The organism is Methylosinus sp. LW4 (assembly GCF_000379125.1).
Lineage (GTDB): Bacteria > Pseudomonadota > Alphaproteobacteria > Rhizobiales > Beijerinckiaceae > Methylosinus.
The window spans coordinates 1,795,145-1,820,108 of record NZ_KB900626.1 but is presented as its reverse complement, the minus strand read 5'-3'; the positions used below and the strand labels follow the sequence as shown (position 1 = coordinate 1,820,108).

At 66.5% G+C, this 24,964-nt stretch carries 25 protein-coding genes; 12 read left to right on the top strand and 13 right to left on the bottom strand.

The window, feature by feature from the left end:
• Positions 1–31 precede the first annotated feature (31 nt).
• From METLW4_RS0109270 to METLW4_RS0109240, 6 genes are all read left to right on the top strand, one after another.
• Positions 32–1,219 (top strand): cupin domain-containing protein, encoded by a 1,188-nt coding sequence (locus METLW4_RS0109270; protein WP_018265930.1) that lies wholly within the window; start codon positions 32–34, stop codon positions 1,217–1,219.
• A gap of 71 nt (positions 1,220–1,290) precedes the next feature.
• Entirely contained in the window at positions 1,291–2,445 is a 1,155-nt protein-coding gene (locus METLW4_RS0109265; protein ID WP_018265929.1) for a cupin domain-containing protein, read from the top strand.
• Between the two features lie 80 nt (positions 2,446–2,525).
• The gene (locus tag METLW4_RS0109260) at positions 2,526–3,386 is read left to right on the top strand and encodes a bifunctional 5,10-methylenetetrahydrofolate dehydrogenase/5,10-methenyltetrahydrofolate cyclohydrolase (RefSeq protein WP_018265928.1); all 861 of its coding nucleotides are present in this window, start codon (positions 2,526–2,528) and stop codon (positions 3,384–3,386) included.
• 210 nt (positions 3,387–3,596) lie between these two features.
• The gene (locus tag METLW4_RS0109255; protein ID WP_018265927.1) at positions 3,597–3,935 is read left to right on the top strand and encodes a Rieske 2Fe-2S domain-containing protein; all 339 of its coding nucleotides are present in this window, start codon (positions 3,597–3,599) and stop codon (positions 3,933–3,935) included.
• A gap of 60 nt (positions 3,936–3,995) precedes the next feature.
• Positions 3,996–4,457, top strand: a complete 462-nt coding sequence (locus tag METLW4_RS0109250; protein WP_018265926.1) for an SRPBCC family protein — start codon at positions 3,996–3,998, stop codon at positions 4,455–4,457.
• Positions 4,458–4,697: 240 nt separating this feature from the next.
• Complete coding sequence (locus METLW4_RS0109240; RefSeq protein ID WP_018265925.1) at positions 4,698–5,111, top strand: hypothetical protein; 414 nt, start codon at positions 4,698–4,700, stop codon at positions 5,109–5,111.
• On the opposite strand, the gene METLW4_RS0109235 is transcribed toward METLW4_RS0109240, so the two are convergent.
• Positions 5,062–5,520, bottom strand: coding sequence for a hypothetical protein (locus METLW4_RS0109235; RefSeq protein WP_018265924.1), 459 nt, complete (start codon positions 5,518–5,520; stop codon positions 5,062–5,064). The two genes, METLW4_RS0109240 and METLW4_RS0109235, sit on opposite strands and share 50 nt — an antisense overlap.
• Before the next feature lie 163 nt (positions 5,521–5,683).
• On the opposite strand from METLW4_RS0109235, the gene METLW4_RS0109230 reads away from it, so the two are divergent.
• Both METLW4_RS0109230 and METLW4_RS26430 read left to right on the top strand, forming a co-directional pair.
• Positions 5,684–8,296: an HWE histidine kinase domain-containing protein gene (locus METLW4_RS0109230; protein WP_018265923.1), complete on the top strand. Its 2,613-nt coding sequence runs from the start codon at positions 5,684–5,686 to the stop codon at positions 8,294–8,296.
• 14 nt (positions 8,297–8,310) lie between these two features.
• Positions 8,311–8,883 carry a biliverdin-producing heme oxygenase gene (locus METLW4_RS26430; protein WP_157235006.1) on the top strand — a complete coding sequence of 191 codons (573 nt, stop codon included), beginning with the start codon at positions 8,311–8,313 and terminating at the stop codon, positions 8,881–8,883.
• 7 nt (positions 8,884–8,890) lie between these two features.
• Here METLW4_RS26430 and METLW4_RS0109220 read toward each other — a convergent pair whose 3' ends face one another.
• On the bottom strand, positions 8,891–9,697 hold the full coding sequence (locus tag METLW4_RS0109220; RefSeq protein ID WP_018265921.1) for a cyclase family protein: 807 nt from the start codon (positions 9,695–9,697) through the stop codon (positions 8,891–8,893).
• An 83-nt stretch (positions 9,698–9,780) separates the two neighbouring features.
• Positions 9,781–10,479, bottom strand: coding sequence for an aquaporin (locus METLW4_RS0109215; protein ID WP_026191381.1), 699 nt, complete (start codon positions 10,477–10,479; stop codon positions 9,781–9,783).
• A 131-nt stretch (positions 10,480–10,610) separates the two neighbouring features.
• Here METLW4_RS0109215 and METLW4_RS0109210 point away from each other — a divergent pair, with 131 nt between their 5' ends.
• The gene (locus tag METLW4_RS0109210; RefSeq protein WP_043332525.1) at positions 10,611–11,780 is read left to right on the top strand and encodes an amidase; all 1,170 of its coding nucleotides are present in this window, start codon (positions 10,611–10,613) and stop codon (positions 11,778–11,780) included.
• Here the strand turns inward: METLW4_RS0109210 and METLW4_RS27035 are convergent.
• Complete coding sequence (locus METLW4_RS27035) at positions 11,662–12,111, bottom strand: winged helix-turn-helix transcriptional regulator (RefSeq protein ID WP_026191380.1); 450 nt, start codon at positions 12,109–12,111, stop codon at positions 11,662–11,664. The two genes, METLW4_RS0109210 and METLW4_RS27035, sit on opposite strands and share 119 nt — an antisense overlap.
• A 303-nt stretch (positions 12,112–12,414) precedes the next feature.
• On the opposite strand from METLW4_RS27035, the gene METLW4_RS0109200 reads away from it, so the two are divergent.
• Positions 12,415–12,825, top strand: a complete 411-nt coding sequence (locus METLW4_RS0109200) for an MAPEG family protein (RefSeq protein ID WP_018265917.1) — start codon at positions 12,415–12,417, stop codon at positions 12,823–12,825.
• 96 nt (positions 12,826–12,921) lie between these two features.
• Here METLW4_RS0109200 and METLW4_RS0109195 read toward each other — a convergent pair whose 3' ends face one another.
• From METLW4_RS0109195 to glmM, 7 genes are all read right to left on the bottom strand, one after another.
• Positions 12,922–13,380: an arsenate-mycothiol transferase ArsC gene (locus tag METLW4_RS0109195; protein WP_026191378.1), complete on the bottom strand. Its 459-nt coding sequence runs from the start codon at positions 13,378–13,380 to the stop codon at positions 12,922–12,924.
• Positions 13,381–13,384: 4 nt separating this feature from the next.
• Entirely contained in the window at positions 13,385–13,909 is a 525-nt protein-coding gene (locus tag METLW4_RS0109190; RefSeq protein ID WP_018265915.1) for a UPF0262 family protein, read from the bottom strand.
• A complete protein-coding gene (hisD, locus tag METLW4_RS0109185; RefSeq protein WP_026191376.1) occupies positions 13,866–15,167 on the bottom strand; it encodes a histidinol dehydrogenase in 1,302 nt (433 codons plus the stop codon). The genes METLW4_RS0109190 and hisD overlap by 44 nt, the downstream gene beginning before the upstream one ends.
• Before the next feature lie 28 nt (positions 15,168–15,195).
• On the bottom strand, positions 15,196–15,675 hold the full coding sequence (locus METLW4_RS0109180) for a DUF2948 family protein (protein ID WP_026191375.1): 480 nt from the start codon (positions 15,673–15,675) through the stop codon (positions 15,196–15,198).
• 101 nt (positions 15,676–15,776) lie between these two features.
• The gene (xseA, locus tag METLW4_RS0109175) at positions 15,777–17,369 is read right to left on the bottom strand and encodes an exodeoxyribonuclease VII large subunit (protein ID WP_018265912.1); all 1,593 of its coding nucleotides are present in this window, start codon (positions 17,367–17,369) and stop codon (positions 15,777–15,779) included.
• 141 nt (positions 17,370–17,510) lie between these two features.
• Positions 17,511–18,359 carry an outer membrane protein gene (locus tag METLW4_RS0109170; RefSeq protein WP_018265911.1) on the bottom strand — a complete coding sequence of 283 codons (849 nt, stop codon included), beginning with the start codon at positions 18,357–18,359 and terminating at the stop codon, positions 17,511–17,513.
• Between the two features lie 521 nt (positions 18,360–18,880).
• The gene (gene glmM / locus METLW4_RS0109165; RefSeq protein WP_018265910.1) at positions 18,881–20,230 is read right to left on the bottom strand and encodes a phosphoglucosamine mutase; all 1,350 of its coding nucleotides are present in this window, start codon (positions 20,228–20,230) and stop codon (positions 18,881–18,883) included.
• A gap of 301 nt (positions 20,231–20,531) precedes the next feature.
• Here glmM and arsC point away from each other — a divergent pair, with 301 nt between their 5' ends.
• Together arsC and METLW4_RS0109155 are read left to right on the top strand one after the other, a co-directional pair.
• Positions 20,532–20,882, top strand: coding sequence for an arsenate reductase (glutaredoxin) (gene arsC / locus METLW4_RS24505; protein WP_018265909.1), 351 nt, complete (start codon positions 20,532–20,534; stop codon positions 20,880–20,882).
• Positions 20,879–21,211, top strand: a complete 333-nt coding sequence (locus tag METLW4_RS0109155) for a YnfA family protein (protein WP_018265908.1) — start codon at positions 20,879–20,881, stop codon at positions 21,209–21,211. The genes arsC and METLW4_RS0109155 overlap by 4 nt, the downstream gene beginning before the upstream one ends.
• Before the next feature lie 608 nt (positions 21,212–21,819).
• Here the strand turns inward: METLW4_RS0109155 and ftsH are convergent.
• Both ftsH and tilS read right to left on the bottom strand, forming a co-directional pair.
• On the bottom strand, positions 21,820–23,745 hold the full coding sequence (gene ftsH / locus METLW4_RS0109150; RefSeq protein WP_018265907.1) for an ATP-dependent zinc metalloprotease FtsH: 1,926 nt from the start codon (positions 23,743–23,745) through the stop codon (positions 21,820–21,822).
• Positions 23,746–23,949: 204 nt separating this feature from the next.
• Complete coding sequence (gene tilS, locus METLW4_RS0109145; RefSeq protein WP_018265906.1) at positions 23,950–24,957, bottom strand: tRNA lysidine(34) synthetase TilS; 1,008 nt, start codon at positions 24,955–24,957, stop codon at positions 23,950–23,952.
• Positions 24,958–24,964: the final 7 nt, after the last annotated feature.

Below are 24,964 nucleotides of genomic sequence, written 5' to 3'. Positions count from 1 at the left end.
TCCATGAAGGCGAGGCGGGAGGAGGAAGCAAATGTTCACGAATCGGCGTGATTTCCTGGGTTCCGCCGCTCTGGCGAGCGGCCTGGTGACATTCTCCAGCGTCGCCGAGGCGACCGACAAATATCTCGCCAAAGCCGGCGACGGCGGCTTCGGGCGTCAGGCGGTGGGGCTGCCGCCGGGCGAAACCGTCGCCTATCACGATCCCAAAGAGGTCGCGGCCATGCCGGACTTCAAATTCTCGCTGGACGGCAACAAGCCGAAGGTCACTTCCGGCGGCTGGGCCAAGGAGGCGACGGTCCATCAATTCCCGATCAGCAAGGGCATCGCCGGCGTCCATATGTATCTCGAGCCCGGCGCCTCGCGCGAATTGCATTGGCACGCCATTGCGGCGGAATGGGCCTTCGTCATCGAGGGGCGCTGCCAGACCGTCGTCATCGAGCCGAGCGGCGCGAGCGAGATCAATAATTTCGAGCCCGGCGACCTCTGGTATTTCGCCAAGGGCCACGGCCATTCCATCCAGGCGATCGGCGACAAGCCCTGTCATTTCATCCTGTCCTTCGACAATGGCGCCTTCTCCGAGCACGGCACATTTTCCATCACCGATTGGATCGATGTGACGCCGAAGGAAATGCTCGGCCTCGAATTCGGCCTGCCGAAAGATCTGTTCGACGCGTTTCCCAAGGGCGAGGCCTATATTCAGTCCGGCCCGATATTGAAGGCGTCGGACGCGCTGGAGGCGCCCTGGCCGAAGGAGTCGACGCATAAGTTCCGCCTGCTGCGCGATCCGAAAGCCGCGCGCGATTTCGACGGCGGCGCCTTCCGCCTCGCGACGATCGACGAGTTCCCGGCGCAAAAGACCATGTCGGGCGGCCTGATGACGTTGAAGCGCAATGGGCTGCGCAAGCTGCATTGGAACGTCAACGCCAATGAATGGCACTATTATCTGAAGGGCAGAGGCCAGGTCGCGATCTTCGGCTCCGGCGGGCGCGGCAAGGTCGCCGAATTCGGACCCGGCGACGTCGCCTATATTCCGCAGGGCTTCGGCCATGCGATCCGCAATATCGGCGATGAGGATCTCGAGATCGTCCAGACCTGGGACAATCCCAAATTCGAGGAGATCGACCTCGACAAATGGGTGCAGTCGAGCCCGCGCTATCTGCTCGGCAATAATTTCACCGGCGTGCCGGAGGCGACCATATCGCAATTGAAGCGCGGCTGATCCTTCGACGAGACGGCGAGCCGCGCGCGGCTCGCCGCTTCCCCATTTTTGCGAATGGAAAGGGATGGCCCATGCTCGCGCATAGACGCAATTTTCTCGAGATCGCCGCCTGGGGCGCGGTGCATTTCTCGACTCTCGCCGTCGCCGTCTCGGCCGAGCGGCTGACCGTCAAATCCGCTCACGCCGAGGCGGTTCACGCCCATGCGACGACCGCTGCGACCATTGAGTTTCGCTTTCCGCTCGACGCCGGCCGTCCGCGCGTCGCTTCCGGCGGCTGGGCGAAGGAAGTCTCGGTGCGCGAATTTCCGATCGCGCACAGCATGGCCGGCGTGCACGCTTTTCTGGACGCCGGCGGCTCGCGCGAGTTGCATTGGCACGCCACCGCGGCGGAATGGGCGCTGGTGCTCGGCGGGCGTTGCCAGACCGTCGTCATCGATCCGAGCGGCGCGAGCGAGATCAATAATTTCGAAGCCGGCGATCTCTGGTATTTCGCCAAGGGCCATGGCCATGCGATCCAGACCATAGGCGACGAGCCTTGCAACATATTGCTGGTCTTCGACGACGGACGCTTCACGCCCGACGCCAGCGCCTTCTCCCTCACCGATTGGATCGATCTCACGCCCAAGGATCTTCTCGCGCAGGAGTTCGGCGTTCCGAAGGATATTTTCGACGCTTTCCCGAAAGGCGAGACCTTCATTCAAGCGGGGCCGATCCTGCGGCCGGAGGATGCGCTCGAGGCGCCTTGGCCGAAAGAATCGACGCACAGATTCCGCCTGACGCGCGAGACGAAAGCGGCGCGCGATCTCGACGGCGGGACCTTCCGTCTGGCGACGGCGAAGGAGTTTCCGGCCTCGACGACAATGTCCGGCGGGATCATGACGCTCGAGCCCGGCGCGATGCGCAAGCTGCATTGGAACGTCAACGCCGACGAGTGGCACTATTATCTGCGCGGCAAAGGCCAGGTCGCGATTTTCGGCTCCGGCGGACGCGGCAAGGTCGCGGAGTTTCGGCCCGGCGACGTCGCCTATATTCCGCAGGGCTTCGGCCACGCCATTCGCAATATAGGCGATGAGCCGCTGGAGATCGTGCAGACATGGAACAGCGGCGCTTTCGAGGAGATCGACCTCGACCAATTCGCGCGCGCGGCGCCGCGCCATCTGCTCGCCAATAATTTCGCCGGCGTGCCCGGCGCGACGATCGACGCGATGCGGAGACCACGCTCGTGACAGCGTCGAAACGCCGCGCATAGATTGCGCGGCTTTCGTCTTATAGCGAGGCCGGGCCGGGCGCAGAAAAGGCGTGTTCCATGCAGAAGCTCTACAGCAAGGAGATCGTCGCCGCCCGCAAGGCGGCGCTCACCGAGGCCATTGTCGCGTTGAAGGCGCGCGGCGTCACGCCGAAGCTCGCCGCCGTCGTCTGCTCGTCCGATCCGGCGGCGCTGAGCTATGTCGCCGTCAAGCGCAAGCATGCGGAAGAGGTGGGCGCGGCTTTCGAGGGCGTCGATCTCTCACATGCCGGCTCCTACGCCGACATAGCGGCGCATATGCGCGACCTCTGCGCGCGCCAGGATATTCACGGCGTCATCGTCGTGATGTCGTCCAAGCCCGCATTCGACGAGATCGACGTGACCAATCTCATCCCCGCGAGCAAGGACGCGGATGGGCTCTCCGTCGGCAATCTCGGCGCGCTGCTGCAGAATGGGCCGCATCAGCGCTTCATCGCGCCCGCCACGCCGCGCGCCTGCATCGCCATGGCGGAGACGCAAGGGCCGCTCGCCGGCAAGACGGTCGCCGTCATCGGCCGCGGCCGCACGGTCGGCAAGCCGCTCGCCAATATGCTGGTCAACGCCGGCGCCACAGTGACGATCTGCCATTCGGCGACGCCGGACATTCCGAAATTCTCGCGCGCGGCCGATATCGTCTTCGTGGCGACGGGCCGTCCACATTTCTTCGGCCGCGATTATTTTGCGGATGGGCAGCTCGTCGTCGACGCCGGCGTCGGCTTCATCGACGGCAAGCTCGCCGGCGATGTGGATGCGGCCGCGCTCGAGGGGCTGGACATTCGCCTCACCGCGGTTCCCGGCGGAGTAGGGCCGCTGACCTCGGTCCTCATTCTAGAAAATCTCCTGTCGCTGATCGCCCACGCCGAGGCGGCGCATCGCCTGTGAACGATTGCGACAATCGGTCCGCTGTTTTTAGCGAAATTATGCGCCACATTGATATTCGTGGCGCCGGCCCTGCGATCCCGCCCGGGAGCTTACGGTAGATCTCCGAGGCTCGAAGGTGCGCATCCGGGAGAGCAGGGGGCGTCGCGGGGCGCGTTTGGTCCGCAACTTGCGTGTCGCGACGGGAAGCTTCTTGAAACGAGGGCGATCCCGATGGCGTTCACCTTTATCTGCAACACCAGCGCCGTGAGCGAAGGGGCCATGGGCCTGTTTCAGGCCGGCCGCAAGAGCGTTCTGCTGGTCTGGCCGGCCGGCGGCGAGCTGAAGGCCTTTCGCGGCCGCTGTCCACATGCCGACATGCCGCTCAATGAAGCGAGCTTCGACGGCAAGACCGTGCTCTGCAATTATCACAATTGGGGCTTCGACGGCGTCAACGGCAAATGCGTGACGCATCTCGTCCGCAACGCCCTGCATCCCTACGAGCTGAAGATAGAGGGCGACGAGATCCAGGTCGATCTCGGTCCGGCCAAGGTTGCGCGCGCGCCGGCGTGAGCCGCCGCCCGGCGTTTTGGCAGGGTTGTTGCTTCTAATTCTGAAACAGGAGCGATAGCCGTGACCGAGACGCGAAGCATCACGACCGAGAAAGATTTCGAGCATCCGGTCGACGCAGTCTGGCGCGCCATGACGGATTCGGAATGGCTCGCCGTCTGGTTTTTCCCCAATGACATCCGGCCGGAGGTCGGACATTCCTTCACCATCTGGAGCCGCCCGATCGAGCGTTGGGACGGCGAGTTCCAATGCAAGGTGCTCGAGGTCGTCCCCGGCGAGAAGCTCAGCTTCCGCTGGAAGGGCGGCCATGAGGAGCTGAAGGGATTCGGTCACTATATGGATGTGACCGTCACCTGGACGATCTCCGCTCTGCCCGATGGCGGCACGCATTTCCACTTCATCCAGGAGGGGATCTCCACCGAGCCGACCTCCGACGCGCTCTATGACATCATGCTCAAAGGCGCGGACAGCGTGATGCGCAGCCTCGCCAAGCGCATTCCCGATCTCCTCGAGCACGAGCCCTGATCCTCGAGGCGGCCTCGGACACGCCGGCGCGGCGTGTGCCGGCCGGCGGCCGTGTTCCCGTCGGGCCCGCGGTGAATGTGACTGCGTGATCGCGGCGCTCTGGACGATGCGGTGCCGCCGGGGCCGAGGCTCCGGCGGCGCCGTCGTCTGTCGAGACTTGCGCGGCCCTATGGCGCCGGGCCGCGTCAAAGCTTAAAAAGCCGGGCGCTCGTCTCGCGCATCGACGAACCCGGAGGGCAAATGGAGGAGATCGCCGCATCCATCGGCAATTACGTCGGCATTTCGGCGCCGACCGCCCGTCTCGCGATCGGCCATATTTTCGCGTTTCTGGAGAAGCGCGACGCCGCCATAGGCGCGGAGCTGATCGCGCGCGTTCCCGGCGGCCGCGAGACGGTCGAGGCGGCGCTCGCCGCGCCGCGCCGTGGCCTGCTCGGGCTGGCGCTCGGCGGGATCGGGGCTCTGGCCGGGAAAAATCAAAAGGACGTGATCGAGCTGACCTCGCGGCTGACCAGCATGGGGCTCTCCGCCGCGCAGCTGCAGAAGCTCGCCAAAGCGGTCTTCGTGCTCGCCGAGCAGGCGGTCGGCCGCCCCAAGCTGCAGACCATCACCGATACGATTCCGGGCTTCTCGAAATTTCTCTGGCCGAACGGCTGACCCAGCCGCTCGCCGTCCGCCGCGTCTTGGGGGCGGGGCTCGTCTCCTCCTGCCGGGGCGGCGTCGAGCCCGTGGCCGTCAGATCGATTTCCGCGCGCTCCGCCTTTTGCGCAGGCGCCGCCGGCTGCAGCCCCACTTGCCGGATCGGCGGCCGTGTTTCTTCGGCGGCGATCGCGGCCGGCTCTGTCCGCGTCGCGTCGAGATAGGCGTGTCCGGCGAAGAGCGGCGCCGCCAGCGTCGCGCCGACGAGGACCGCGCGTGCGAATGGCGATTTGCGCGGCGCGGCGGGCTCGCTGGCGCGCGCGGCCGAGCGCGCCGCCAAAACCAGATCGCTGGCGGTCTGCGGCGTCGCGGCCTTGCGGAATCTCTCTCCGTCCGCGCGGTAATTGCGGCCGACATGAAAGCGCATGGAAATTCAGTCCCGTTTGGTCTGGCAATGGTTGCGGAGCTTAAGGGGCGAATGGTTAATTTTGATTCACCGTGAGGCGGTCCGGCGGCGGCGCCCCTACAGGCCGAGGCGTCCGGCCTTATATGACGCCTCATCGCAGACATGACGCTGGAGCGGCGACGCGATGACGCCAGGAGACGCCCCGCAGAGCGTCGATCTATCGATTTGCGATCGGGAGCCGATCCACACGCCGGGGGCGATCCAGCCGCATGGCGTGCTTCTGGCGCTCGACCCGGACGACATGCGCATCGACCAGATCGCCGGCGACACGCAGGCGCTGCTCGGCGCCTCGCATAGCGCTCTGCTCGGCCAGAATTTGGAGGCGCGGCTCGGCGCGGTCGCGGCGACGCGGCTGACGCGCCTCGTCGCCGACGAGGGGCCGCGCTCCTGCCTCGCCTTCGAGACCGAGGCGAGCGGCGGCGCGCCCGCGCTCGAGGGCGTCGTCCATATCGGCGATCGGGCGATCCTCATCGAGCTGGAGCCGCGTCGCGACGATGTCGAGCGCGATCCGCTCGGGCTCGTGCAGAAAATGCTCGCTGCGACGGCGCCGGCCGAGACCATAGAGGCCTATGCCGAGGCGATAACGCGAGAGACGGCGAAGGCGACGGGCTTCGACCATGTGATGGTCTATCGCTTTCTGCCGGACGGCTCGGGGAGCGTCATCGCCGAGACGGCGGCGGAGGGCTGCGATTCCTATCTCGGGCTGCGCTTTCCCGCCTCCGATATTCCGCAGCAGGCGCGCAAGCTCTATGTGACCAATTGGCTGCGCGTCATTCCCGACGCGCGCTACACGCCGGCGCCGATAGAGCCGGCGCTCTCGCCCTCCACGGGCCGTCCGCTCGATCTCAGCTACAGCATGTTGCGCAGCGTCTCGCCGGTGCATTTGCGCTATCTCGCCAATATGGGCGTGCGCGCCTCCATGTCCTTGTCGATCGTCGTCGGCGGCAAGCTGTTCGGCCTCGTCGCCTGCCATCATCGCACGCCGCATTTTCTCGATTTGCGTCGCCGCGCCGCCTGCGAATTGTTCGCGCAGATGATCTCGCTCGAGTTTCAGAGCCGCCTCGAGGGGGAGACGGCCAAGCGGCGCATGCGCGCTGGCGAGACGCAGAGCCGTCTCGTCGGCGCCATGTCCGGCCGCGGCGACCTCGCCGGCGCGCTGCTCGGCGGACAGCCCAATCTGCTCGATCTGATCGAGGCCGACGGCTGCGCGGTCTGCGTCGAGGGCGAATGCGCGACGCTCGGCCGCGCGCCTTCCGCCGCGCAAATCGGCGCGCTGCTCGGCTGGATTCACGGGCGCGCGCAACAGGGCGTGCTGGCGACCGACCGCCTGCCGCTCTCCTACGCGCCGGCGGAGGCCTTTTGCGACGTCGCCTCCGGCGTGCTCGCCATCGCCGTCTCGCGTGAGCCGAAGGATTATGTGCTGTTTTTCCGCGGCGAGCTGCGGCAGGTCGTGCGCTGGGCGGGAAATCCCGCCAAGGCGGTGGAGGCAGATGGCGAGACGCTGACGCCGCGCGCCTCCTTCGAGGCCTGGGAAGAGACAGTGCGCCTGCAATCGCGGGCCTGGAGCGACACGGAGATCGAGATCGCGCGGTCGCTGCGCTCGGCGATCCTCGAGGTCTTCGTCCATGCGCTCGATCTCGCCGTGCGCGAGCGGCAGGCGGCGCAGGCGCGTCAGGATTTTCTGATGGCCGAGCTCGAGCATCGCGTGAAGAACACGCTATCGGTGATCCAATCGTTGGTGCGCTTCACGGCGCGCTCCTCGGTTTCGCTCGAGGAGTTCAACGCGACATTGCAGAGCCGCCTGCTGACGATGGCGCGCGTGCAAAATCTGCTGACGCAGAGCCGATGGGAAGGCCTGTCGATCCGCGCCATCGTCGAGGACGAGCTCGCACCTTTTCGCCAGGGGGAGACGAACGCCTGCCACATCAGCGGCGAGCCGATCGCCTTGAAGCCCAAGGCGGCGCTCGCCGTCAGCATGGCGATCCACGAACTCGCCACCAACGCCGCCAAATATGGCGCGCTCTCCGCGCCGGGCGGCGTGGTGCGCGTCGATTGGCGCCGTCGCCGCGAGAAGGGCGAGGAGCGCGTCGAGCTGATCTGGAAGGAGAGCAAAGGCCCGAAGGTCGTTCCGCCGGAGCGCTCCGGCTTCGGCCGCATGCTGATCGAGCGCACGCTGGCGATCGATCTCGGCGGCGCGGCGGAGCTGAGCTTTGCTGCGAGCGGCGTCGAATGCCGCCTGCGCATTCCCGTCTCGCAGATCGCCTTCGCCAAGGGGCCGCGCGAGAGCGAGAAGCGGCCGCCGCGCGGCGACGGCGACGAGCCGACTCCGCGAGCCCTGTCGCATCGGCGCGTTCTGCTGGTCGAGGACGCCGCTCTCGTCGCGATCTCCGTCCGCGAGCTGCTGGAGGAATGGGGCATGGAGATCGCGCATAGCTGCGCCACCGTCTGGGACGGCCTGCGCGCGGCGCTGCGGCCCGATTTCGACGTCGCTCTGCTCGACATAGATCTCGACGGCGAGCCGGTGTGGCCGGTCGCCGACGCGCTGGCGCAGGCGCATGTTCCTTTCGTCTTCACCACGGGATTCGAGAGTCGCATCGTGACGCCTGCGCGCTTCGCCGGCCGTCCCGTCGTCGCCAAGCCCTATGCGTCGGAGGAGCTGGTCGGCGCGCTCTCGCGCGCAATGTCGCAAGACGCCTCGACAAGCGCGGCCTCGCGGCCGCGGGCGTCGCGCGCGTGAGCGTCGCGGGCGACATGGCGTCACCAGCGCGAGCGGCGCTGCGCAGCGCGACGCAGGCGGCGCATCTGCGGCTGCATGCGCATCCGACGCTGGCGGCGCTCGCCGCGGGGACGATCGCAGCGCCGCAATATTCGCGCCTGCTCGGGCGGCTCTATGGATTTCATCTGCCTTTCGAGCGCGCGCTGATCGAGGCCGCGCTCGGCCATGGCGTCGATCTGCGCATCGGCGCCCGCGCGCATCTTTTGACGCGCGATCTTCTCGATCTCGGCGCGAGCGGCGAATCCATCGCGCGCCTGCCCATGGCGGAGGCGCCGGCGCTGCGCGAGCCGGGCGAATGGCTCGGCGCGCTCTATGTGCGTGAAGGATCGAGCTTCGGCGCGGCCTTTCTCGCCGCCGCGCTCGATCCGCTGCTCGGCGCCGGCTGCGCGCGCGGCCGGCGCTTCCTCTCGGGCGGCGAGACGGAGGATTGGCGTCTCTGCTGCGCGGCGCTGGAGGCGGGCGCGGCGCGCGGCCTGCTGCCGTCGATGATTCATGGCGCGCAGGCGAGCTTTCACGCGCTCGAGCATTGGCTCGCCGATCACGAATAGGCGCGGCTCATTGCGCCACGACGGCGACGATGCGCGCCGGCCCGCCGGTGCCGCCGGAAATCTTCATCGGCAGGGCGAAGACAATGGCGCCGGTGGCCGGCAATTTGTCGAGATTGTCGAGATTCTCGAGCCCCGCGGCGTCGGCGCCGGCGACGATGCGATGCACGAGAAAATCCTGCGACGGGCCATGGTCCACGCTCGCCGTGTCGATGCCGATGAGCTTGGCGCGGCGATCGACGACGAGCAGCGCCGCCGCCTGCGCGCCATAGCCGGGGAAATGCAGATGCGTGGCGTCGCCGGGCGCATCATCGCCGAGATAGGCCTTGCGGTCGCTCCAGCGCGCGCTCCAGCCAGTGCGCAGCAGCACGATGGCGCCTTGCGGAATGCGTCCATGCGCGTCCTCCCATTCGGCGATGTCTTCCGGCGTCAGCAAGTAATCGGGATTGGCGGCGGCCTTGGCGCTCACATCGATGACGAAGGCCGGCCCGACGAAGCGATCGACGGGAATTTCGGCGTTCGTCCAATGGCCGCGCGCGAAATGCAATGGCGCGTCGAGATGGGTGCCGCCATGCTCGGGCGAGCAGAAGCTGTTCGCCGCAAAGAAATAGCCGCGCTCGGTGAGGCCATTGTGCAGCGATTTGAGCTCGAAGCCGGAGGGCGAGGTCGGCCAATAAATGGTCTTGGAGTCGAAGGGGTGGGTGAGATCGACGATGGTCGATTTGGAGAGATCGAGGCTCTGGCCGAAGGCCGGCGCCGCGATCAGGGATGAGAAAATGGCGGCCAGAGCGAAGCCGCGGATCGGGTGATGCGCCATCGATCGATCTCCTCGTGAAAGAGGAGCGATCCTGCCATGCGCGAAAGCTCCGGCTCAATCGTGTGGAGGCCGGAGCGATCCCGTCAGGGCTCCAGGCCGCGCCAGCGGAACAGCAGGCCGGCCGTCAGCCCGCCGAGCAGCGGCGCCGCGAAGAACAGCCACAGCTGCTCCAGCGCCTTGCCGCCGACGAAGACCGCCGGGCCGAGCGAGCGCGCCGGATTGACCGAAGTGCCGGTCACGCGAATGAGCGCGATATGGATGACGACGAGGGCGAGGCCGATGGCCAGGCCCGCCGAGGCGGTGCCGCCATTGGTCGAGGTCGCGCCGAGGATGACGACGAGAAACAGGAATGTGCCGACGAATTCCGCCAGAAAGGCCGAGGCCGTCGAAATATTGCTCCAGCCGTTCTGACCGAGGCCGGCGGCGGCGACGTCATATCCGCCTTCGCGGCCTTTCAAAATGGCGTAGAGGATCGCCGCGCCGGCGATGGCGCCGAGACATTGCGCGATGACATAGCCGATGAGATTGCGCGTCGAGAGCCGCCCCGCGGACCAGACGCCGATCGAGACCGCCGGATTGATGTGGCAGCCCGAGACCGGCCCTATGCCATAGGCGAAGGCGGTGACGGTGAGGCCGAAGGCGAAGGCGATCGGCAGCACGGCGAGCGGGCCGATTCCTTGCGTCGAGCCCAGCACGCCGCCGAGCTCGCCCAGCGTCACCGAGCCGCATCCGAGCAGCACCAGAGCGCCTGCGCCGATCGCCTCGGCGACATATTTCTTGATTGTCATTTCCGCACCTGTCGTTTCGTGAAAATTCAATCCGCATCTTGCAAAAGTCGGATCGTCGTCGAAAATCGCCATCGCCGATGAACCCGCAATGAATGATCGCGCGGCGCTCGATGGGAGGAAACGGAATGTCGGGCTCTTCGTCCGCTCTGATGCATTCGCTCGATGTTTCGGCTTCGGCGCAGGGGCCGCTTTCCGGCGCGCGCTTCGTCGTCAAGGAGAACATCGACGTCGAGGGCCTCGTCTCCGCCAATGGCCAGCCGACATGGGCGGCGACTCACGCGGCCGCGGCGATGAACGCGCCTGTCGTCGATCGGCTACTCGCCTGCGGCGCGCGGCTCGTCGGCAAGGCGCATATGGACGAGATGGCCTATAGCCTGCTCGGCGCCAACGCCCATTACGGAACGCCGAAAAATCCCGCCGCGCCGGATCGCCATCCGGGCGGCTCCTCCTCCGGCTCGGCTTCCGCCGTCGCCGCTGGGCTCGCCGATTTCGCGCTCGGCACGGATACGGCCGGCTCCTGCCGCGCGCCGGCGGCCTTTTGCGGAATTTACGGATTTCGTTCCTCGCATGGCGCGATCAGCGTGAATGGCGTCGTTCCGCTCGCCGCCTCGCTCGACGTCATCGGCTGGTTCGCGCGCGATATCGATCTCATGGCGCGAGTCGGCGACGCGCTGCTGCCGCGCGATCTCACGCAAGGCGCATTCGACGAGGCCGTCTTCCTCGATGAGGCTTTCGCGCAATGCGACGCCGAGACCGCCGCCGCCATGGCGCCGGCGCGCGCCATCGTCGCGCAAGGATTTTCCGAGCGAGACGCGGCGCTCGGCGAGGAATTCTGGACCGAGTCGCTGCGTCATTTCCGCAATCTCCAAGCCTATGAGGCCTGGGGCGCGCATGGCGCCTGGATCGCGGCGGAACATCCGCAATTCGGTCCCGGCATTGCAGAGCGCTTCGACATGGCGTCGAAAGTGACGCCTGCCGCCAAAGCCGAGGCCGACGCTTTTCGGCGCGATGCGCGCGCGCGCATCGCGGCCATGTTCGGCGAGAACAGCCTCATCATCGTTCCGACGACGCCTTTCGCCGCGCCGCGGCTGGACGAAAGCGAGGAAGAGCTCGACGCCAAGCGCTATCGGATGTTCCGCACGTTTCTCTTCGCGAGCTTCTTCGGACTGCCGCAGATCAGCGTTCCGCTTTCACGGCCCGCGGGCGCGCCGCCGCTCGCGATTTCGCTGATCGGCCCACGCTGGTCGGACCGTCGGCTGATCGCCGCGGCGCGGGGGCTTGTCGAGCTTCTGTAGCCTTTTCCGCCAGCACATTGTCGACGCCCCAGCGGAACAAGAGCGCCAGCACCGGCTCCAGCGAGCGGCCGCGCTCGGTGAGGCTGTATTCGACGCGCGGCGGCACTTCCGCATAGACGTGGCGCGAGATCATGCGATCGCGCTCGAGATCGCGCAATTGCTGCGTCAGCGTGCGCTGCGTGATCGTTTTCAGCAGCCGCTGCAATTCGGAAAAGCGCTTGGTTCCATCGGCGAGACGAAAGAGGATCGACGGCTTCCACTTGCCGCCGATAATGTCCATCGCGCCCTCGATCGGGCATTCGTCATATTCTACGTGCCGCTGCTTGCGCATGTGACGGTGCTCTCAATTTCTCGCCGAGGGCGGCGTTTCCACCTCCCCCTCGAGGGGGGGAGGTCGAGCGCGAATGCGCTCGGGAGGGGGTGACGCCCCGAGTCTTCGCCGTTGAACCCCACCCCGTCCGGCTATCGCCGGCCGACCCTCCCCCTGAAGGGGAGGGTGGATCGTGCATTAGTATCATTTATTGCCGTATCGACATAACACGTCAGTATAAGCGATATTTCTGCGTACTTCACCAATTGAAATCGCTTCGCTAGCTTGCCTCTCGTCTTCGACGAATGAGGAGCGCGACACGCTATGACCAACGCAATTTCTCCCGAGCTCTATTGGACCGTGCTGACCGCCGGCCTCGCCTCGGTCTTGTGGATTCCCTATATTCTGCAGCGCATTTTGGAGCTGGGGCCGATCGCGACATTCAGCGATCCTCGGCATGATGTGGCCACGAAGGCGCCATGGGCGCAGCGCGCCAAGAGCGCCCATACGAATATGATCGAAAATCTCGTCGTCTTCGCTGTGCTCGCATTGACGATTCAGATCGTCGGCGGCGGCACATCGGCGACGGCGCTCGCAGCGCTCTTGTTCTTCGCCTCGCGCGCCGCGCATTATGTCGTCTACACGCTCGGCCTGCCATGGCTGCGCACGCCGATGTTCCTCATCGGCTTCGCCTGTCAGCTCACGCTGCTCTTCGCTATTCTGGCGCGTGGGTGACGTTTCCCGTCATTGCGAGCGGAGCGAAGCAATCCAGAGTCGTCGGGCGGCCCCTGGATCGCTTCGCTTCGCTCGCGATGACTGCTTTGGGCCGCCTCAATCCGATCCATGCTCCACCGACAGCAGCTTCAAAATGCGTTTCGACAGCGAATCCCGCACGGCGCGATAAGAATCCAATATCGTCTCGCGCGAGCCGCTGGTCGCGGTGGCGTCGAGCGTCGGCCAATAGACGACGTCGACCGCCATTGTGCGCGTGAATTCCAGCGCCTTGTGATGCGACTCCGGCGACAAGGTCACGATGAGATCGAAGTTGGAATCTTCCAAATCCTCGAATGTGTGCGGCTTGTGGCGGGAGATGTCGACGCCGAGCTCGTCCATCGCGGCGATGGCGAAAGGGTCGGGCTCGCCGCGCTTCAGGCCGGCGGAGGCGAAATAGATCTCGCGGCCGAAATAATGTCGCCCCAGCGCCTCGGCCATGGGCGAGCGCACGGCGTTCTGCGTGCAGGCGAACAGCACGGCGCTCGGCCGTGATACGGGTCCGCCTCCCTCCGGCATGGGCTCAGCCCTTCCAGTGCAGGGCCGTGACCAGCGTGAAGAGGCGGCGCGCAGTGTCCGTGTCGCAGTCGATCTTGCCCTTCAGCCGTTCGGCGAGCAGGGCCGCGCCCTCATTGTGCAGCCCGCGCCGGCCCATGTCGATCGCCTCGATCCGGCTCGGCGTCGCGGTACGGATCGCGGCGTAATAGGTCTCGCAAACGAGAAAATAGTCTTTCAGCAGACGCTTGAAGGGCGTCAGCGACAAAATATGCGTGACGATAGTGGCGCCGGCCTCGTCGCGGACGTCGAAGACGAGCTTGGCGTCATGCAGGGCGATGACGAGGGCGTAAGGCCCGCCGTCATGCCCTTCCAGCGCGAAGCTGTTGTCCTCGATGAGATCATAGATGGCGATGGCGCGCTCATGCTCCTGATCCGCGGTGCCGCGCCCGATGGATGCCTCATCGAGCGTGACGGAGATCAGCCGCTTGGTCGCGCTCGTCGCCACCTCACGCCCCGCGCTGATCGAGGCGCACGGCCACAGAGCGCGCATGCGCCTGCAGCCGCTCGGCGTCGCCGAGAGCGACGGCGGCGGGGCCGATCGCCTTCAGCGAGGCGGCGTCGCACTTCAAGATCGACGTGCGCTTCACGAAATCCAGCACGCTGAGGCCCGACGAGAAGCGCGCCGAGCGCGCCGTCGGCAGAACGTGATTGGAGCCGCCGACATAATCGCCGATCGCCTCCGGCGTATAGGCGCCGATGAAGATCGCGCCGGCGTTGCGCACCTTGGCGGCCAATTCCTCGGCGTCTTCAGAGACGATCTCCAAATGCTCGGCGGCGATGCGGTCGGCGAGCGGAATGGAAGCGGCGAGGCTCTTGGTCACGATGATCGCGCCATAGTCGCGCCAGCTCTTGGAGGCGATCTCGAAGCGCGACAGCGTCGCCAGCTGGCGCTCCACGGCGGCGGCGGCCGCGTCGGCGAAGGCGGGATCGTCGGTGATGAGGATCGACTGCGCCGATTCGTCATGCTCCGCCTGGGCGAGCAGATCGATCGCCACCCAATCGGGATTGGCGGTCTTGTCGGCGAGCACCAGAATTTCCGAAGGGCCGGCGATCATGTCTATGCCGACGAGGCCGAAGACGCGGCGCTTGGCGGCGGCCACCCAGGCGTTGCCGGGGCCGACGATCTTGGCCACGGGGCGAATCGTCTCGGTGCCATAGGCGAGCGCCGCGACGGCCTGCGCGCCGCCGACGCGATAGACCTCGTCGACGCCGGCGCGCTTGGCCGCGGCCAGCACCAGCGGGTCGATCACCCCATGCGGGGCGGGGACCACCATCACCAGCCGATCGACGCCGGCCACCTTGGCCGGCACGGCGTTCATCAGCACGGAGGAGGGGTAGGAGGCGGTGCCGCCCGGCACATAGAGGCCGACCGATTCGAGCGCGCTCCAGCGCCAGCCGAGCTCGACGCCGGCTGCGTCCTTATAGCGCAGGTCCTGCGGGCGCTGGCGCTCGTGGAAGGCCGCGATGCGGGCGTGGGCGAGGTCGAGCGCTTCGAGCGTCTCCTTCGGGACCTTGGCCTCCGCCGCGTCGATCTCGGCTTTCGTCAGCGCGATGCCGGTCTGCGCGAGGTCGATATGGTCGAAGCGCTTGGAATAGTCGATCAGCGCGGCGTCGCCCCGGGCGGCCACTTCCTCGATAATGCCGCGGACCGTGTCGTCGACGTCCTGGGCGGCCTCGCGCTTCGTCGCCAGCAGCGCGGTGAAGCGCTCCTCGAAATCCGCCGCCGACGCATCCAATCGCCAAGTCATGTTCTTCTCCAACCGGTATTTCCGGTTGTCATGACCCTCCCTCGCCGTCTTCGTCAAGCTCATGTGACGGACAGGCCTTCGCGGCCCAGCGCGGACCGAGGTCCTGAAGGCGGGCCTCGACGCATTCCACATCGAGGGAAATCGCCGCTCCGCCGGCAAAAATCAGCGTGACGACGCCCCCCGGAGGCTCGGCGGCGGGCTCGAAAGTGACGGCCAGAAGGTCCAAAATCGCTTCGGGCTCGGCGCGGGGGATTTTGAGCTGGCGCACCCGCCGCACCCCGTCGAAATGGACGCCCGCATGGCAGCGTTCACGCTTGCCCTGCTCGGCGGCGGCCCAGTCGTAGCGGCAGCCGACGAAGGCGAAGCGCCGCTGCTCGGGCAGAAAGGCGATGTCTCCGACCCGCACCAGCGCATCCTGGAGCAGAGCGGAGAGGCAGGAGAGATCATCGGCGTCCATGGCCTGGAGCCTCAGACCATCCGACTGTGGCGAGGAAGAGCGCTTGAACATGGAGCTGGCCTCCTGTTCGAGCATATGGCGAGCGCCGTTTCGCTGCGCAACCGCGCCGCTGAGGCGATGGCGCACGCCGAGCGGAAATTTGCCGCGTGGTTTCAAAAGAGTGAGCCCTGGTCGCCGCCGCCCTTGTCTTTTCCGCGCTTCGGCCGTGCGATAGGGGCCGGAGCGGGCGACGCGCCGCCGGATTCAGAGGGGGAACCGCTTTCTGCCCGGGCCGCGATTTCTCCATCGGCGAATTGAATCTTCACGCGTGCGCCAAGCGTGACGTCGCCAGCACGCCGCAACAAGTTATCGGCCTCGTCTCGCACCAGCGCGAAGCCGCGCGCGAGTACCTGCTTGTAGCCGAGGGAAAGCCTCAGCTGATCGAGCCGGTCGAGCCGCGCCTGCCGCTCGTCCAATATGCGGATGAAGGCCGAGCGCAGCCGCTGCTCGGCATGGTCGAGCCGCCTCTGCGCGCCCTCGGCCTCCCGGCGGGAGAGGGCGAGGCGGGCGGCGAGGCCCTGGCGCAGGCGGGCGTGCAGGCCCTTCAGCCGCTCGGAGGCGCGCGCCAGCTCCGCCTGCGGGGAATGGCGGGCCAGCACATGGGAGACGCGCGAGAGCGCGAGGCGGCGGCCGTCCAGCGCGCGTCGCAAATTGCCGCGCAGCCGCTCGCCGGCGCGATCGGCGCGCTGGGCGGGAGCGAGCAGCAATTGCGCCCCCGCCGGCAGCACACGTTGCAGCGAGGCGAGGTGGCGACGATTGGCGTCGAGAAGCCGCCGCTCCGCCCCGCCGAGGCGGCGGGCGAGATTGGCCGTCTGCTCGATGAGCTCGGCGCGCACGGGCACGCATTTTTCTGCGGCGCCCGTGGGGGTGGGGGCGCGAAGATCGGCGGCGAAATCGATGAGCGTGGTGTCGGTCTCATGGCCGATTGCCGAGACCAGCGGAATGGCGCTGGCCGCGGCCGCGCGCACCACGATCTCCTCATTGAAGCCGAACAAATCCTCGAGCGAGCCGCCGCCGCGTGCGACGATCAGCACATCCGGCCGTGGAATAGGCCCGCCCACGGGCAGAGCGTTGAAGCCGTCGATCGCCGCGGCGACCTCGGCCGCGCAGGTTTCCCCCTGCACGCGAACCGGCCAGACCAGCACGCGGCGCGGAAAGCGATCGAGCAGCCGGTGCAATATGTCGCGAATCACCGCGCCGGTCGGCGAGGTGACGACGCCCACGACGAGGGGCAGGAAGGGCAGGGGCTTTTTGCGTTCGGCGTCGAACAGCCCTTCGGCCGCGAGGCGCTTGCGCCGCTCGTCGAGCAGAGCCATCAGCGCGCCGGCGCCGGCCGGCTCCAATGTCTCGATGACGATCTGATAGGAGGATTTGCCTGGAAACGTGCTGATCTTGCCGGTGGCGACGACTTCCAGCCCCTCTTGCGGCTTCACGCGCAGGCGCAGGAAGGTCATCTTCCAGATCACTGCGTCGAGGCGGGCGTTCTGGTCCTTCAGGCTGAAATAGACATGGCCGGAGGAGTGCGGCCCCCGATAATTGGTGATCTCGCCGCGCACGCGCACATGGCCGAAGCGATCCTCCACCGTGCGCTTCAAGGCGTTGGCGAGCTCGGAGACGGACAGCTCCGGCACATTGGGCCCGGCGGCGATCGGCGGGGCGGGATCATCGCCCTCGGGGGCGGGGGATTTGGCGGGACGCTTGGCCATGCGGGAGATATGGCCGATTTTGCGCCGTCCCGCGAGAGGGGCGGGGCTGCTCGTCCAGAGGATTGCGACGGCGCACGCGCAAAACAAAAGGCGCGCGGCTCTCGCAAGCCGCGCGCCCAGAGGCTTCGGAGAAGCGTCGGATCAGTATTTGCGGACCAGCGGGCCGGGAGGCGCCAGCAGCACCGGGGCCGGCGCCAGCAGCGCGTAGCGGAAGCCGAGGCGAATGTCGTGCGAGGCGAGCTGGAAGCTCTGGCGCTCGCCCGCGCAGCCGGCGGCCTGGCAGCCGATCACATTGGTTTGGAACTTGCCCATGTCGAGATAGCGGTAGCCGAGCTCGACCTTGAAATTGGGCGTGATGTTATAGGCGAGACCCGCCATCACGGCCCAGGCGAAATTGGTCTTGGTCGCGTCCTGGGCGATGCCGAAGCCGCCGGCCGGCTGCGCCGAGAGGTCATAGAGATTGTTCAGCCAATTGACCGCGACGCCGACGCCGCCGCCGACGAAGGGCGTGACGCCGTACCAAGTGCCGAGATCGACATAGCCATTCGCCAGGAACACCGCCGCGCTGTGCTGCGCGCTATAGATGTCATAGCAGCGCACGCCGCAGGCGAGGCCGAAGATATTGGCGTAGCTCTGCGTGGCGCGATAATTGGCGGCGGTGCGATATTCGCCGGTCACATCGACGCGGAACCAGTTGTTGATCTGATAGCCGACGCCGCCGCCCGCGAAAGCGCTGTCGCCGATCGAATATTGATCGAACTGCGGCGCCGGCACGAGGACGGTCGGATCGAAGGTCGAGCGCAGGTTGGAAAGCTGATTCACGCCGACGCCGACGTCGCCGCGCAGATACCAGCCGCCGAAATCGGCGGGCGGCGGCGGCTCGACCGGCGGAGGCGGCGGCAGCAGAAGATCGGCGGCGAATGCGCTGAAGCTCATGGTCATGGCGGAAGCGAACGCGGCCGCTATGAAGAGGGCTCTCGTCTTGCCCATTTATGTCTTCCCTTCACGATAGAGGACCGCGGCGCGGACCCTTGGCGCTAAGCCAATGTGAAGGAAGATTGAGCGAGAACGCTTAAAGTGGAGTTAACCTTACCGACGATGTAGGTAGCTGTGATTTGTCGAAATACATTGAATGCGACGCATGGGCTGCGAGACAGAGTCTATCGTGGCAAGCGATAGCGAATCGCGAAGTTCGGTCCGTCGCTAGCCTTCTCAGATATGACGATGTCGATCCCGACTCGCTGCTCTTGCCGCATCACGCTGCAACAATTCGGGAAACGTTGGGTTCGGGTCGGATTAGCCATTTGAGCGGCGTCATGAAGATCGCGGGCTATGACATCGAGAGTGTTGCAGCCTGCAGCCTCTGCTGTGTGAAACCTCGAGCGTAATTCAGCACGGAATTCTGCGGCCGTCGCCATCGCTAACTATCCTCCAGCCTTGCATCTATCCTTCTGAGGCTGCGCCGCGCAGCCATGGCGTTTCCGTCCGCGGCGCTTTTTGCCTTTCGCGCCTTACGCCGCCTCGGCCCGCGTGAGGGCGTCGCAAATATCGTCCACGACGCTGCCGACGATCTCCGGGTCGTCGCCTTCGCCCATCACGCGAATGACCGGCTCTGTGCCAGAGGGGCGGATGACGAGACGGCCGGAGCCCTCGAGGCGGCGGCGGCCTTCCTCGATCGCTGCGACGACGGGGGCCTGCTCCAGCGCCCGCGCGCCGCGCGCCCGCACATTTTTGAGTACTTGCGGCAGCGGCTCGAAGCAGCGGCACACCTCGCTCACATTGCGATTCAGCTTTTTGACCGCGGCGAGCGCCTGCATGGCGGTGACGAGTCCGTCGCCGGTGGTGCCGTAATCGGAGAGGATCACATGGCCCGATTGCTCGCCGCCGAGATTGTAACCGAGCTCGCGCATGCGCTCGATGACATAGCGGTCGCCGACCGCTGTGCGCTCGAGATTGAGGCCCAGCCCCTGCAAATGGCGCTCGAAGCCGAGATTGGACATGATGGTGGCGACGACGCCGGGCTTGGCGAGCAATCCCTCGTCGCGCCAGCTGCGCGCGACCACCGCCATCAGCTGATCGCCGTCGATCACATGGCCGAGCTCGTCGACCATGATGACGCGATCGGCGTCGCCGTCGAGCGCTATGCCGACATCGGCGCGCATCTCGCGCACCTTGTCGCGCAGCGCTTGCGGGGCCGTGGAGCCGACGTCGCGATTGATGTTGAAGCCGTCCGGCTGGTCGCCGATGGTGATGACCTCGGCGCCGAGCTCCCATAGCGCTTCCGGCGCCACCTTATAGGCGGCGCCATTGGCGCAATCGAGCACGACGCGCAGCCCCTCGAAGCTCATGTTCCGCGGCAGCGTGCGCTTGGCGTATTCGATATAGCGGGCGCGCACGTCCTCGACGCGCTTGGCGCGGCCGAGTTCGTGCGGCCCGGCGAGCCGGCTGGTCAGATCGCGGTCGAGCAGCTTCTCGATCTCCGCCTCGGTCTCGTCGGACAGCTTGAATGCGTCCGGGCCGAACAGCTTGATGCCATTGTCCTCGTAGAGATTGTGCGAGGCCGAGATCATCACGCCGAGATCGGCGCGCATGGAGCGCGTCAGCATGGCGACGGCCGGCGTCGGCATGGGGCCGAGCAGCAGCACCTCCATGCCGACGGAGGTGAAGCCGGCGACCAGCGCATATTCGATCATATAGCCGGAGAGCCGCGTGTCCTTGCCGATGACGACGCGGTGGCGCCGCTCGCTGTCGCGATTGAACACGAGGCCGGCCGCCTGGCCGACCTTGAGGGCGAGCTCGGGCGTGATCTTCTGATTGGCGCGTCCGCGAATGCCGTCGGTGCCGAAATAGCTGCGCGTCATTGCTTGTCGTTCTCCGGGAAACGGCGCGGGCGGCGGCGCCGGAAGGGCGAAAGAGCCGCCGCTGCGGCGCCAGTCGACCTCGAGATTGTGGGCGTTTTCGGTCCAAACGCCGACCCTGCGGGCATGATCGGAAAAGGATATGAAGAAATATCGTCATCCATACTGGCCGCTTCCATCGCCTTTCGCGTCCTGTGGTTAATGCGTATTCCCGAACGCGGCCCGTGAACGCGCCGCGCCGCCGCTTCGCTCTGCGCGCGGACGGGGCTATGCTCACGCACGCTAACATGATCCGGGGGGCTCGATGAAGGTCGTCATCTACCATAATCCCGCCTGCGGCACATCCCGCAAGGTGCTGGCGCGGCTGAAGGAGGCCGGGCTCGAGCCGGAGGTGGTGCAATATTTGAAGACGCCGCCGGACCGAAAGGCGCTGAAGGCGCTGCTGAAGCAGATGGGCAAGGGCGTAAGGGACATCCTCCGCAAGCGCGGCACGCCCTATGAGGAGCTCGGCCTCGGCGACCTTTCCGTGAAGGACGAGGCGATTTTCGACGCGATCGAGAAGAATCCGATTCTGATCGAGCGGCCGATCGTCGTCATCGGCGACAAGGCCGCGCTGTGCCGCCCGCCGGAGGCCGTCGAGGCGCTGCTCGCGTGAATGTCGCGGGCGTTTTCGCCGTCTATCTGGGGGCCGCCGTAGCCGAGATTGCCGGCTGCTACGCCTTTTGGGCATGGCTGCGGCTCGGGAGGTCGCCGCTCTGGTCCTTGCCCGGCGTCGCGTCGTTGATCGTCTTCGCGGCTCTCCTCACCCGCGTCGAGGCCGAGGCGGCGGGCCGGGCCTATGCGGCTTACGGCGGCGTCTATATCGCGCTCTCGCTCTTCTGGTTGTGGGCGGTGGAAGGGCGCGCTCCCGATCGATGGGATGCGACGGGTGCGACAATTTGTCTAGCCGGGGCCGCAATCGTGTTTTTTGGTCCACGGAGCTGAATTTACGATAGCTTCTCGCCATCGTTTCCGCAGAATTACGATCGTGAGACGATTTTTCAAATCGGCGACTCTCTGCCGCGACGCGAGCGACGGCGGCGGGGCGAGTCATGGATTTGGTGAACGCATATCTCCTCTTAGGGCTCGGTTTTTGTATGGGCTATGGGGCGCGAGAAATGATCTCGAGAGCGCGTCGGTCCCGGCGGAGGGCCGGGCGTCGACCGAGGCCGCGGCATCCGGTCATTTCTTACGCCGTCTACTGAGCGGGCGCGCTAGTCAGACGACTTCCGATCGATCCATTCGGATGAAACATCCGTCCCTCGCCCTGAAGAGCCCGCATCGATCTCGGGTTTACCCGAGATCGGCATGATAATGCCCAAGTCGGGCTTGCCCGACTTGGGTGCGGGCGTTTCGAAGGGTCTCGCCGCTGCGTGTCGCTGGAACGTCCTTCGAGGCTTTTTGCGTGCCGCAAAAAGCGCCTCAGGATGAGGGGATTGTATTTGCTTGGTCGGCAAATCCCGCGTCGTGATCGGGTCGGCGCCAATTCCCGCTGGAAAAAGAAGAAGCCCGGCCTTTGGGGCCGGGCTTCTGAAATTTCCTCGTTCTGGCGATTAGACCGGATGCGGCTCCAGACCGCCCGCGTCGGGCTCCGGCGAAGGCCGCGTGCGGCCCGTCGACGGCACCGGCGAGGGACGGGCCGGCGGCGCGGCCGGCGGCACATCCTCGCGCACGGGGCGCTTGCCTTGCAGCAGGCCGATCAGCTCGTCGCCGGTCAGCGTCTCGAACTCGAGCAGGCCGTTCGCCAGCACGTCGAGGTCGGCGCGCTTCTCGGTGAGGATATGCTTGGCGTCGTCATAGCCTTCCTGCACCAGGCGGCGCACTTCCGCGTCGATCGTCTGCTGCGTCGCCTCGGAGAGCGTCTGCGTGCGGCCCATCGAATAACCGAGGAACTGCTCCTGCTGCGGCTCGGCGTAAGCCACCGTGCCGAGCTTGTCGGAGAAGCCGAGCTGCGTCACCATCGCCCGCGCGATGCGCGTGCATTGCTGAATGTCGCTCGCGGCGCCCGACGTCACCTTGTCATGGCCGAACACCAGCTCCTCCGCCACGCGCCCGCCCATGGCCAGCGCCAGCATCGCCTTCAGCTGCTCATAGGTCTGCGAGATCTGATCGCGCTCCGGCAGGCCCTGCACCATGCCCAGCGCGCGGCCGCGCGGGATGATCGTCGCCTTGTGGATCGGGATGGAGCCCGGCATGTTGAGCTGCACCAGCGCATGGCCGCCCTCGTGGAAAGCGGTGAGGCGCTTCTCCTCCTCCGTCATCACCAGAGTGCGACGCTCGGCGCCCATCATGATCTTGTCGCGCGAATCCTCGAACTCCTGCCGCGTGACGATGCGCTTGCTGCGGCGAGCCGCCAGCAGAGCGGCCTCGTTCACCAAGTTCATGAGATCGGCGCCCGAGAAGCCTGGCGTGCCGCGCGCGACGACCTTGAGATCCACATCCGGCGCCAGCGGCACCTTGCGGGCGTGAACCTTGAGGATCTTCTCGCGGCCGATGAAGTCGGGGTTCGGCACATTGATCTGACGATCGAAGCGGCCGGGACGCATCAGGGCGGGATCGAGCACGTCGGGGCGGTTGGTCGCGGCGATGAGGATGATGCCCTCATTGGCCTCGAAGCCGTCCATCTCGACGAGCAGCTGGTTCAAGGTCTGCTCGCGTTCGTCATTGCCGCCGCCGAGACCGGCGCCGCGGTGACGACCGACGGCGTCGATCTCGTCGACGAAGATGATGCAGGGCGCGTTCTTCTTCGCCTGCTCGAACATGTCGCGCACGCGGGAGGCGCCGACGCCGACGAACATTTCGACGAAGTCCGAGCCGGAGATGGTGAAGAAGGGGACGTTCGCCTCGCCGGCGATGGCGCGGGCGAGCAGCGTCTTACCCGTGCCGGGCGGACCGACGAGCAGCACGCCGCGCGGAATGCGTCCGCCGAGGCGCTGGAACTTCTGCGGATCGCGCAGAAACTCGACGATCTCCTGCAAATCTTCCTTGGCCTCGTCGACGCCGGCGACGTCCTCGAAAGTGACGCGGCCCTGCGTTTCCGTCAGCAGCTTGGCCTTGGACTTGCCGAAGCCGAGCGCGCGGCCGCCGGCGCCCTGCATCTGGCGCGACAGGAAAATCCACACGCCGAGGAAGGCGATGAGCGGCAGGCCGTTGATGAGCAGAGTCATCAGCCAGCTGTTGCCGTCGGCCGGCGGACGCGCGCTGATGGCGACATTCTTCGCGGTCAGATGCTGCACGAGCGACGGATCATTGGGCGCATAGGTCGAGAACGGCCGATTATCGGAGAAATGCCCGGTGATCTCATTGCCGGCGATCGTCACGTCGTGGACGCGGCCCTGATCGATCTGCGTGAGCAATTCGCTGAAGGTGATATCGCGGATCGGAGTCCGCTGACCCGGCTGCTGGAACAGCATGACGAGCGCCACGACGAGCAGCCCGATGATCGCCCAAAGAGCGATGTTCCTGAAGTTTGCGTTCATGTCGAACCTTGCGAATGACGATTCCGCCGGGGCCATCCCGGAAAACAGAAGTCGTTTCATGTAATCTAGGCGCGTCGGAAGCGATTGCCAAGAGATCGCCTCGCCGCGACGTTCTCGCCGTCTCGCGATGCGCGCGTCGCCTGCGTTTCGCAGCGCGAAGAGGCGTGTCGCCGAGGCTCATACGATCGAAGCGGAGTGGCTTTTTTACGGCTGTGGCGCGATCTCGGCGCGTCGGGGGGGCTCGGGCGTGATCGCGAGAGCGCCGCCGGCCAATATTAGGCACGCCCCGCCCAATGTCGTCTTGAAGCGCCCTTCGGCCGTCAGCGCCGCCGCCAGCCTTTCGACGGCGCGCTCCAGGCGCTCGAGCCGCGGCTCGCCGCCGCCGATGCGGGCGATCTCGGCCGCCAGCAGGCGCAGCAGCAGCTCGCGCGGCAGCGCGCGCAGAGCCGCGGCCTCGGCGCGAAACAGTCCCGGGCCGCGCTCGGCCGCAAGCTCCAGCGCAGCGCGCGCGGCGGACCAGGCGAGCGCCTCCTCGGCGCGGGCGGCGCGGGCGGAAAGGCGCAGCAGCGCCTCTGCGTCCAGCCCTTCCGCGGCCAGAGTCGCGGCCAGACGCCGCAGCCGCACCCGCGCATAGGCGGGGTTCTCATTGGAGGGATCGCGAATGAAAGCATGCTCCGCCGCAGCGCAGAGGCGCTCCAGCTCGCTCTTACGAAAGGGAAGCAGCGGCCGCAGCAGCGCCAGCCCGTCCACGCGCGACTCCATGGCCATGGCCGCGAGTCCGGCGACGCCGCTGCCGCGCGTCAGCCGAAACAGCGCCGTCTCGGCCTGGTCGTCGGCGTGATGGGCGGTGACGATGGCGCTCGCGCCGATCTCCCGCGCGCGCGCGCGGAGCAGGCGATAGCGCGCCTCTCGCGCGCGCTCCTGAATGCGGGTCGTGGGCTTTTCGCCCTCCCACCGCAAAATATGATGAGCAAATCCTAAAGCCCGCGCCCATTCGCCGACCAGCGCGGCCTCCAGCGCCGCTTCGGCGCGCAGCCCGTGGTCGACAGTGGCGATCTCGACGCGCTTTTGCGCGCGGAGCGTCCAGCGCGCGGCGAGCAGAACGAGGGCGATGGAATCCGGCCCGCCGGAGACGGCGAGCAGCAGCCTTTCATGGCCGGCGAGCGGCGCCAGCGCATGGTCGGGATCGGGAAGCGGTGGCTCAGCGGGCATTTGCGCC

What these genes read in the sequence shown, in the direction of transcription:
- METLW4_RS0109270 (WP_018265930.1), top strand. Translation starts at nt 32, where the DNA reads ATGTTCACGAATCGGCGTGATTTCCTGGGTTCCGCCGCTCTGGCGAGC.
- METLW4_RS26430 (WP_157235006.1), top strand. Translation starts at nt 8,311, where the DNA reads ATGGCGTCACCAGCGCGAGCGGCGCTGCGCAGCGCGACGCAGGCGGCG.
- METLW4_RS0109230 (WP_018265923.1), top strand. Translation starts at nt 5,684, where the DNA reads ATGACGCCAGGAGACGCCCCGCAGAGCGTCGATCTATCGATTTGCGAT.
- hisD (WP_026191376.1), bottom strand. Translation starts at nt 15,167, where the DNA reads ATGACTTGGCGATTGGATGCGTCGGCGGCGGATTTCGAGGAGCGCTTC.
- ftsH (WP_018265907.1), bottom strand. Translation starts at nt 23,745, where the DNA reads ATGAACGCAAACTTCAGGAACATCGCTCTTTGGGCGATCATCGGGCTG.
- METLW4_RS0109260 (WP_018265928.1), top strand. Translation starts at nt 2,526, where the DNA reads ATGCAGAAGCTCTACAGCAAGGAGATCGTCGCCGCCCGCAAGGCGGCG.
- METLW4_RS0109255 (WP_018265927.1), top strand. Translation starts at nt 3,597, where the DNA reads ATGGCGTTCACCTTTATCTGCAACACCAGCGCCGTGAGCGAAGGGGCC.
- METLW4_RS0109195 (WP_026191378.1), bottom strand. Translation starts at nt 13,380, where the DNA reads ATGCCGGAGGGAGGCGGACCCGTATCACGGCCGAGCGCCGTGCTGTTC.
- METLW4_RS0109180 (WP_026191375.1), bottom strand. Translation starts at nt 15,675, where the DNA reads ATGTTCAAGCGCTCTTCCTCGCCACAGTCGGATGGTCTGAGGCTCCAG.
- tilS (WP_018265906.1), bottom strand. Translation starts at nt 24,957, where the DNA reads ATGCCCGCTGAGCCACCGCTTCCCGATCCCGACCATGCGCTGGCGCCG.
- METLW4_RS0109265 (WP_018265929.1), top strand. Translation starts at nt 1,291, where the DNA reads ATGCTCGCGCATAGACGCAATTTTCTCGAGATCGCCGCCTGGGGCGCG.
- METLW4_RS0109200 (WP_018265917.1), top strand. Translation starts at nt 12,415, where the DNA reads ATGACCAACGCAATTTCTCCCGAGCTCTATTGGACCGTGCTGACCGCC.
- METLW4_RS0109190 (WP_018265915.1), bottom strand. Translation starts at nt 13,909, where the DNA reads ATGCGCGCTCTGTGGCCGTGCGCCTCGATCAGCGCGGGGCGTGAGGTG.
- glmM (WP_018265910.1), bottom strand. Translation starts at nt 20,230, where the DNA reads ATGACGCGCAGCTATTTCGGCACCGACGGCATTCGCGGACGCGCCAAT.
- METLW4_RS0109210 (WP_043332525.1), top strand. Translation starts at nt 10,611, where the DNA reads ATGTCGGGCTCTTCGTCCGCTCTGATGCATTCGCTCGATGTTTCGGCT.
- arsC (WP_018265909.1), top strand. Translation starts at nt 20,532, where the DNA reads ATGAAGGTCGTCATCTACCATAATCCCGCCTGCGGCACATCCCGCAAG.
- METLW4_RS27035 (WP_026191380.1), bottom strand. Translation starts at nt 12,111, where the DNA reads ATGCGCAAGCAGCGGCACGTAGAATATGACGAATGCCCGATCGAGGGC.
- xseA (WP_018265912.1), bottom strand. Translation starts at nt 17,369, where the DNA reads ATGGCCAAGCGTCCCGCCAAATCCCCCGCCCCCGAGGGCGATGATCCC.
- METLW4_RS0109235 (WP_018265924.1), bottom strand. Translation starts at nt 5,520, where the DNA reads ATGCGCTTTCATGTCGGCCGCAATTACCGCGCGGACGGAGAGAGATTC.
- METLW4_RS0109240 (WP_018265925.1), top strand. Translation starts at nt 4,698, where the DNA reads ATGGAGGAGATCGCCGCATCCATCGGCAATTACGTCGGCATTTCGGCG.
- METLW4_RS0109220 (WP_018265921.1), bottom strand. Translation starts at nt 9,697, where the DNA reads ATGGCGCATCACCCGATCCGCGGCTTCGCTCTGGCCGCCATTTTCTCA.
- METLW4_RS0109170 (WP_018265911.1), bottom strand. Translation starts at nt 18,359, where the DNA reads ATGGGCAAGACGAGAGCCCTCTTCATAGCGGCCGCGTTCGCTTCCGCC.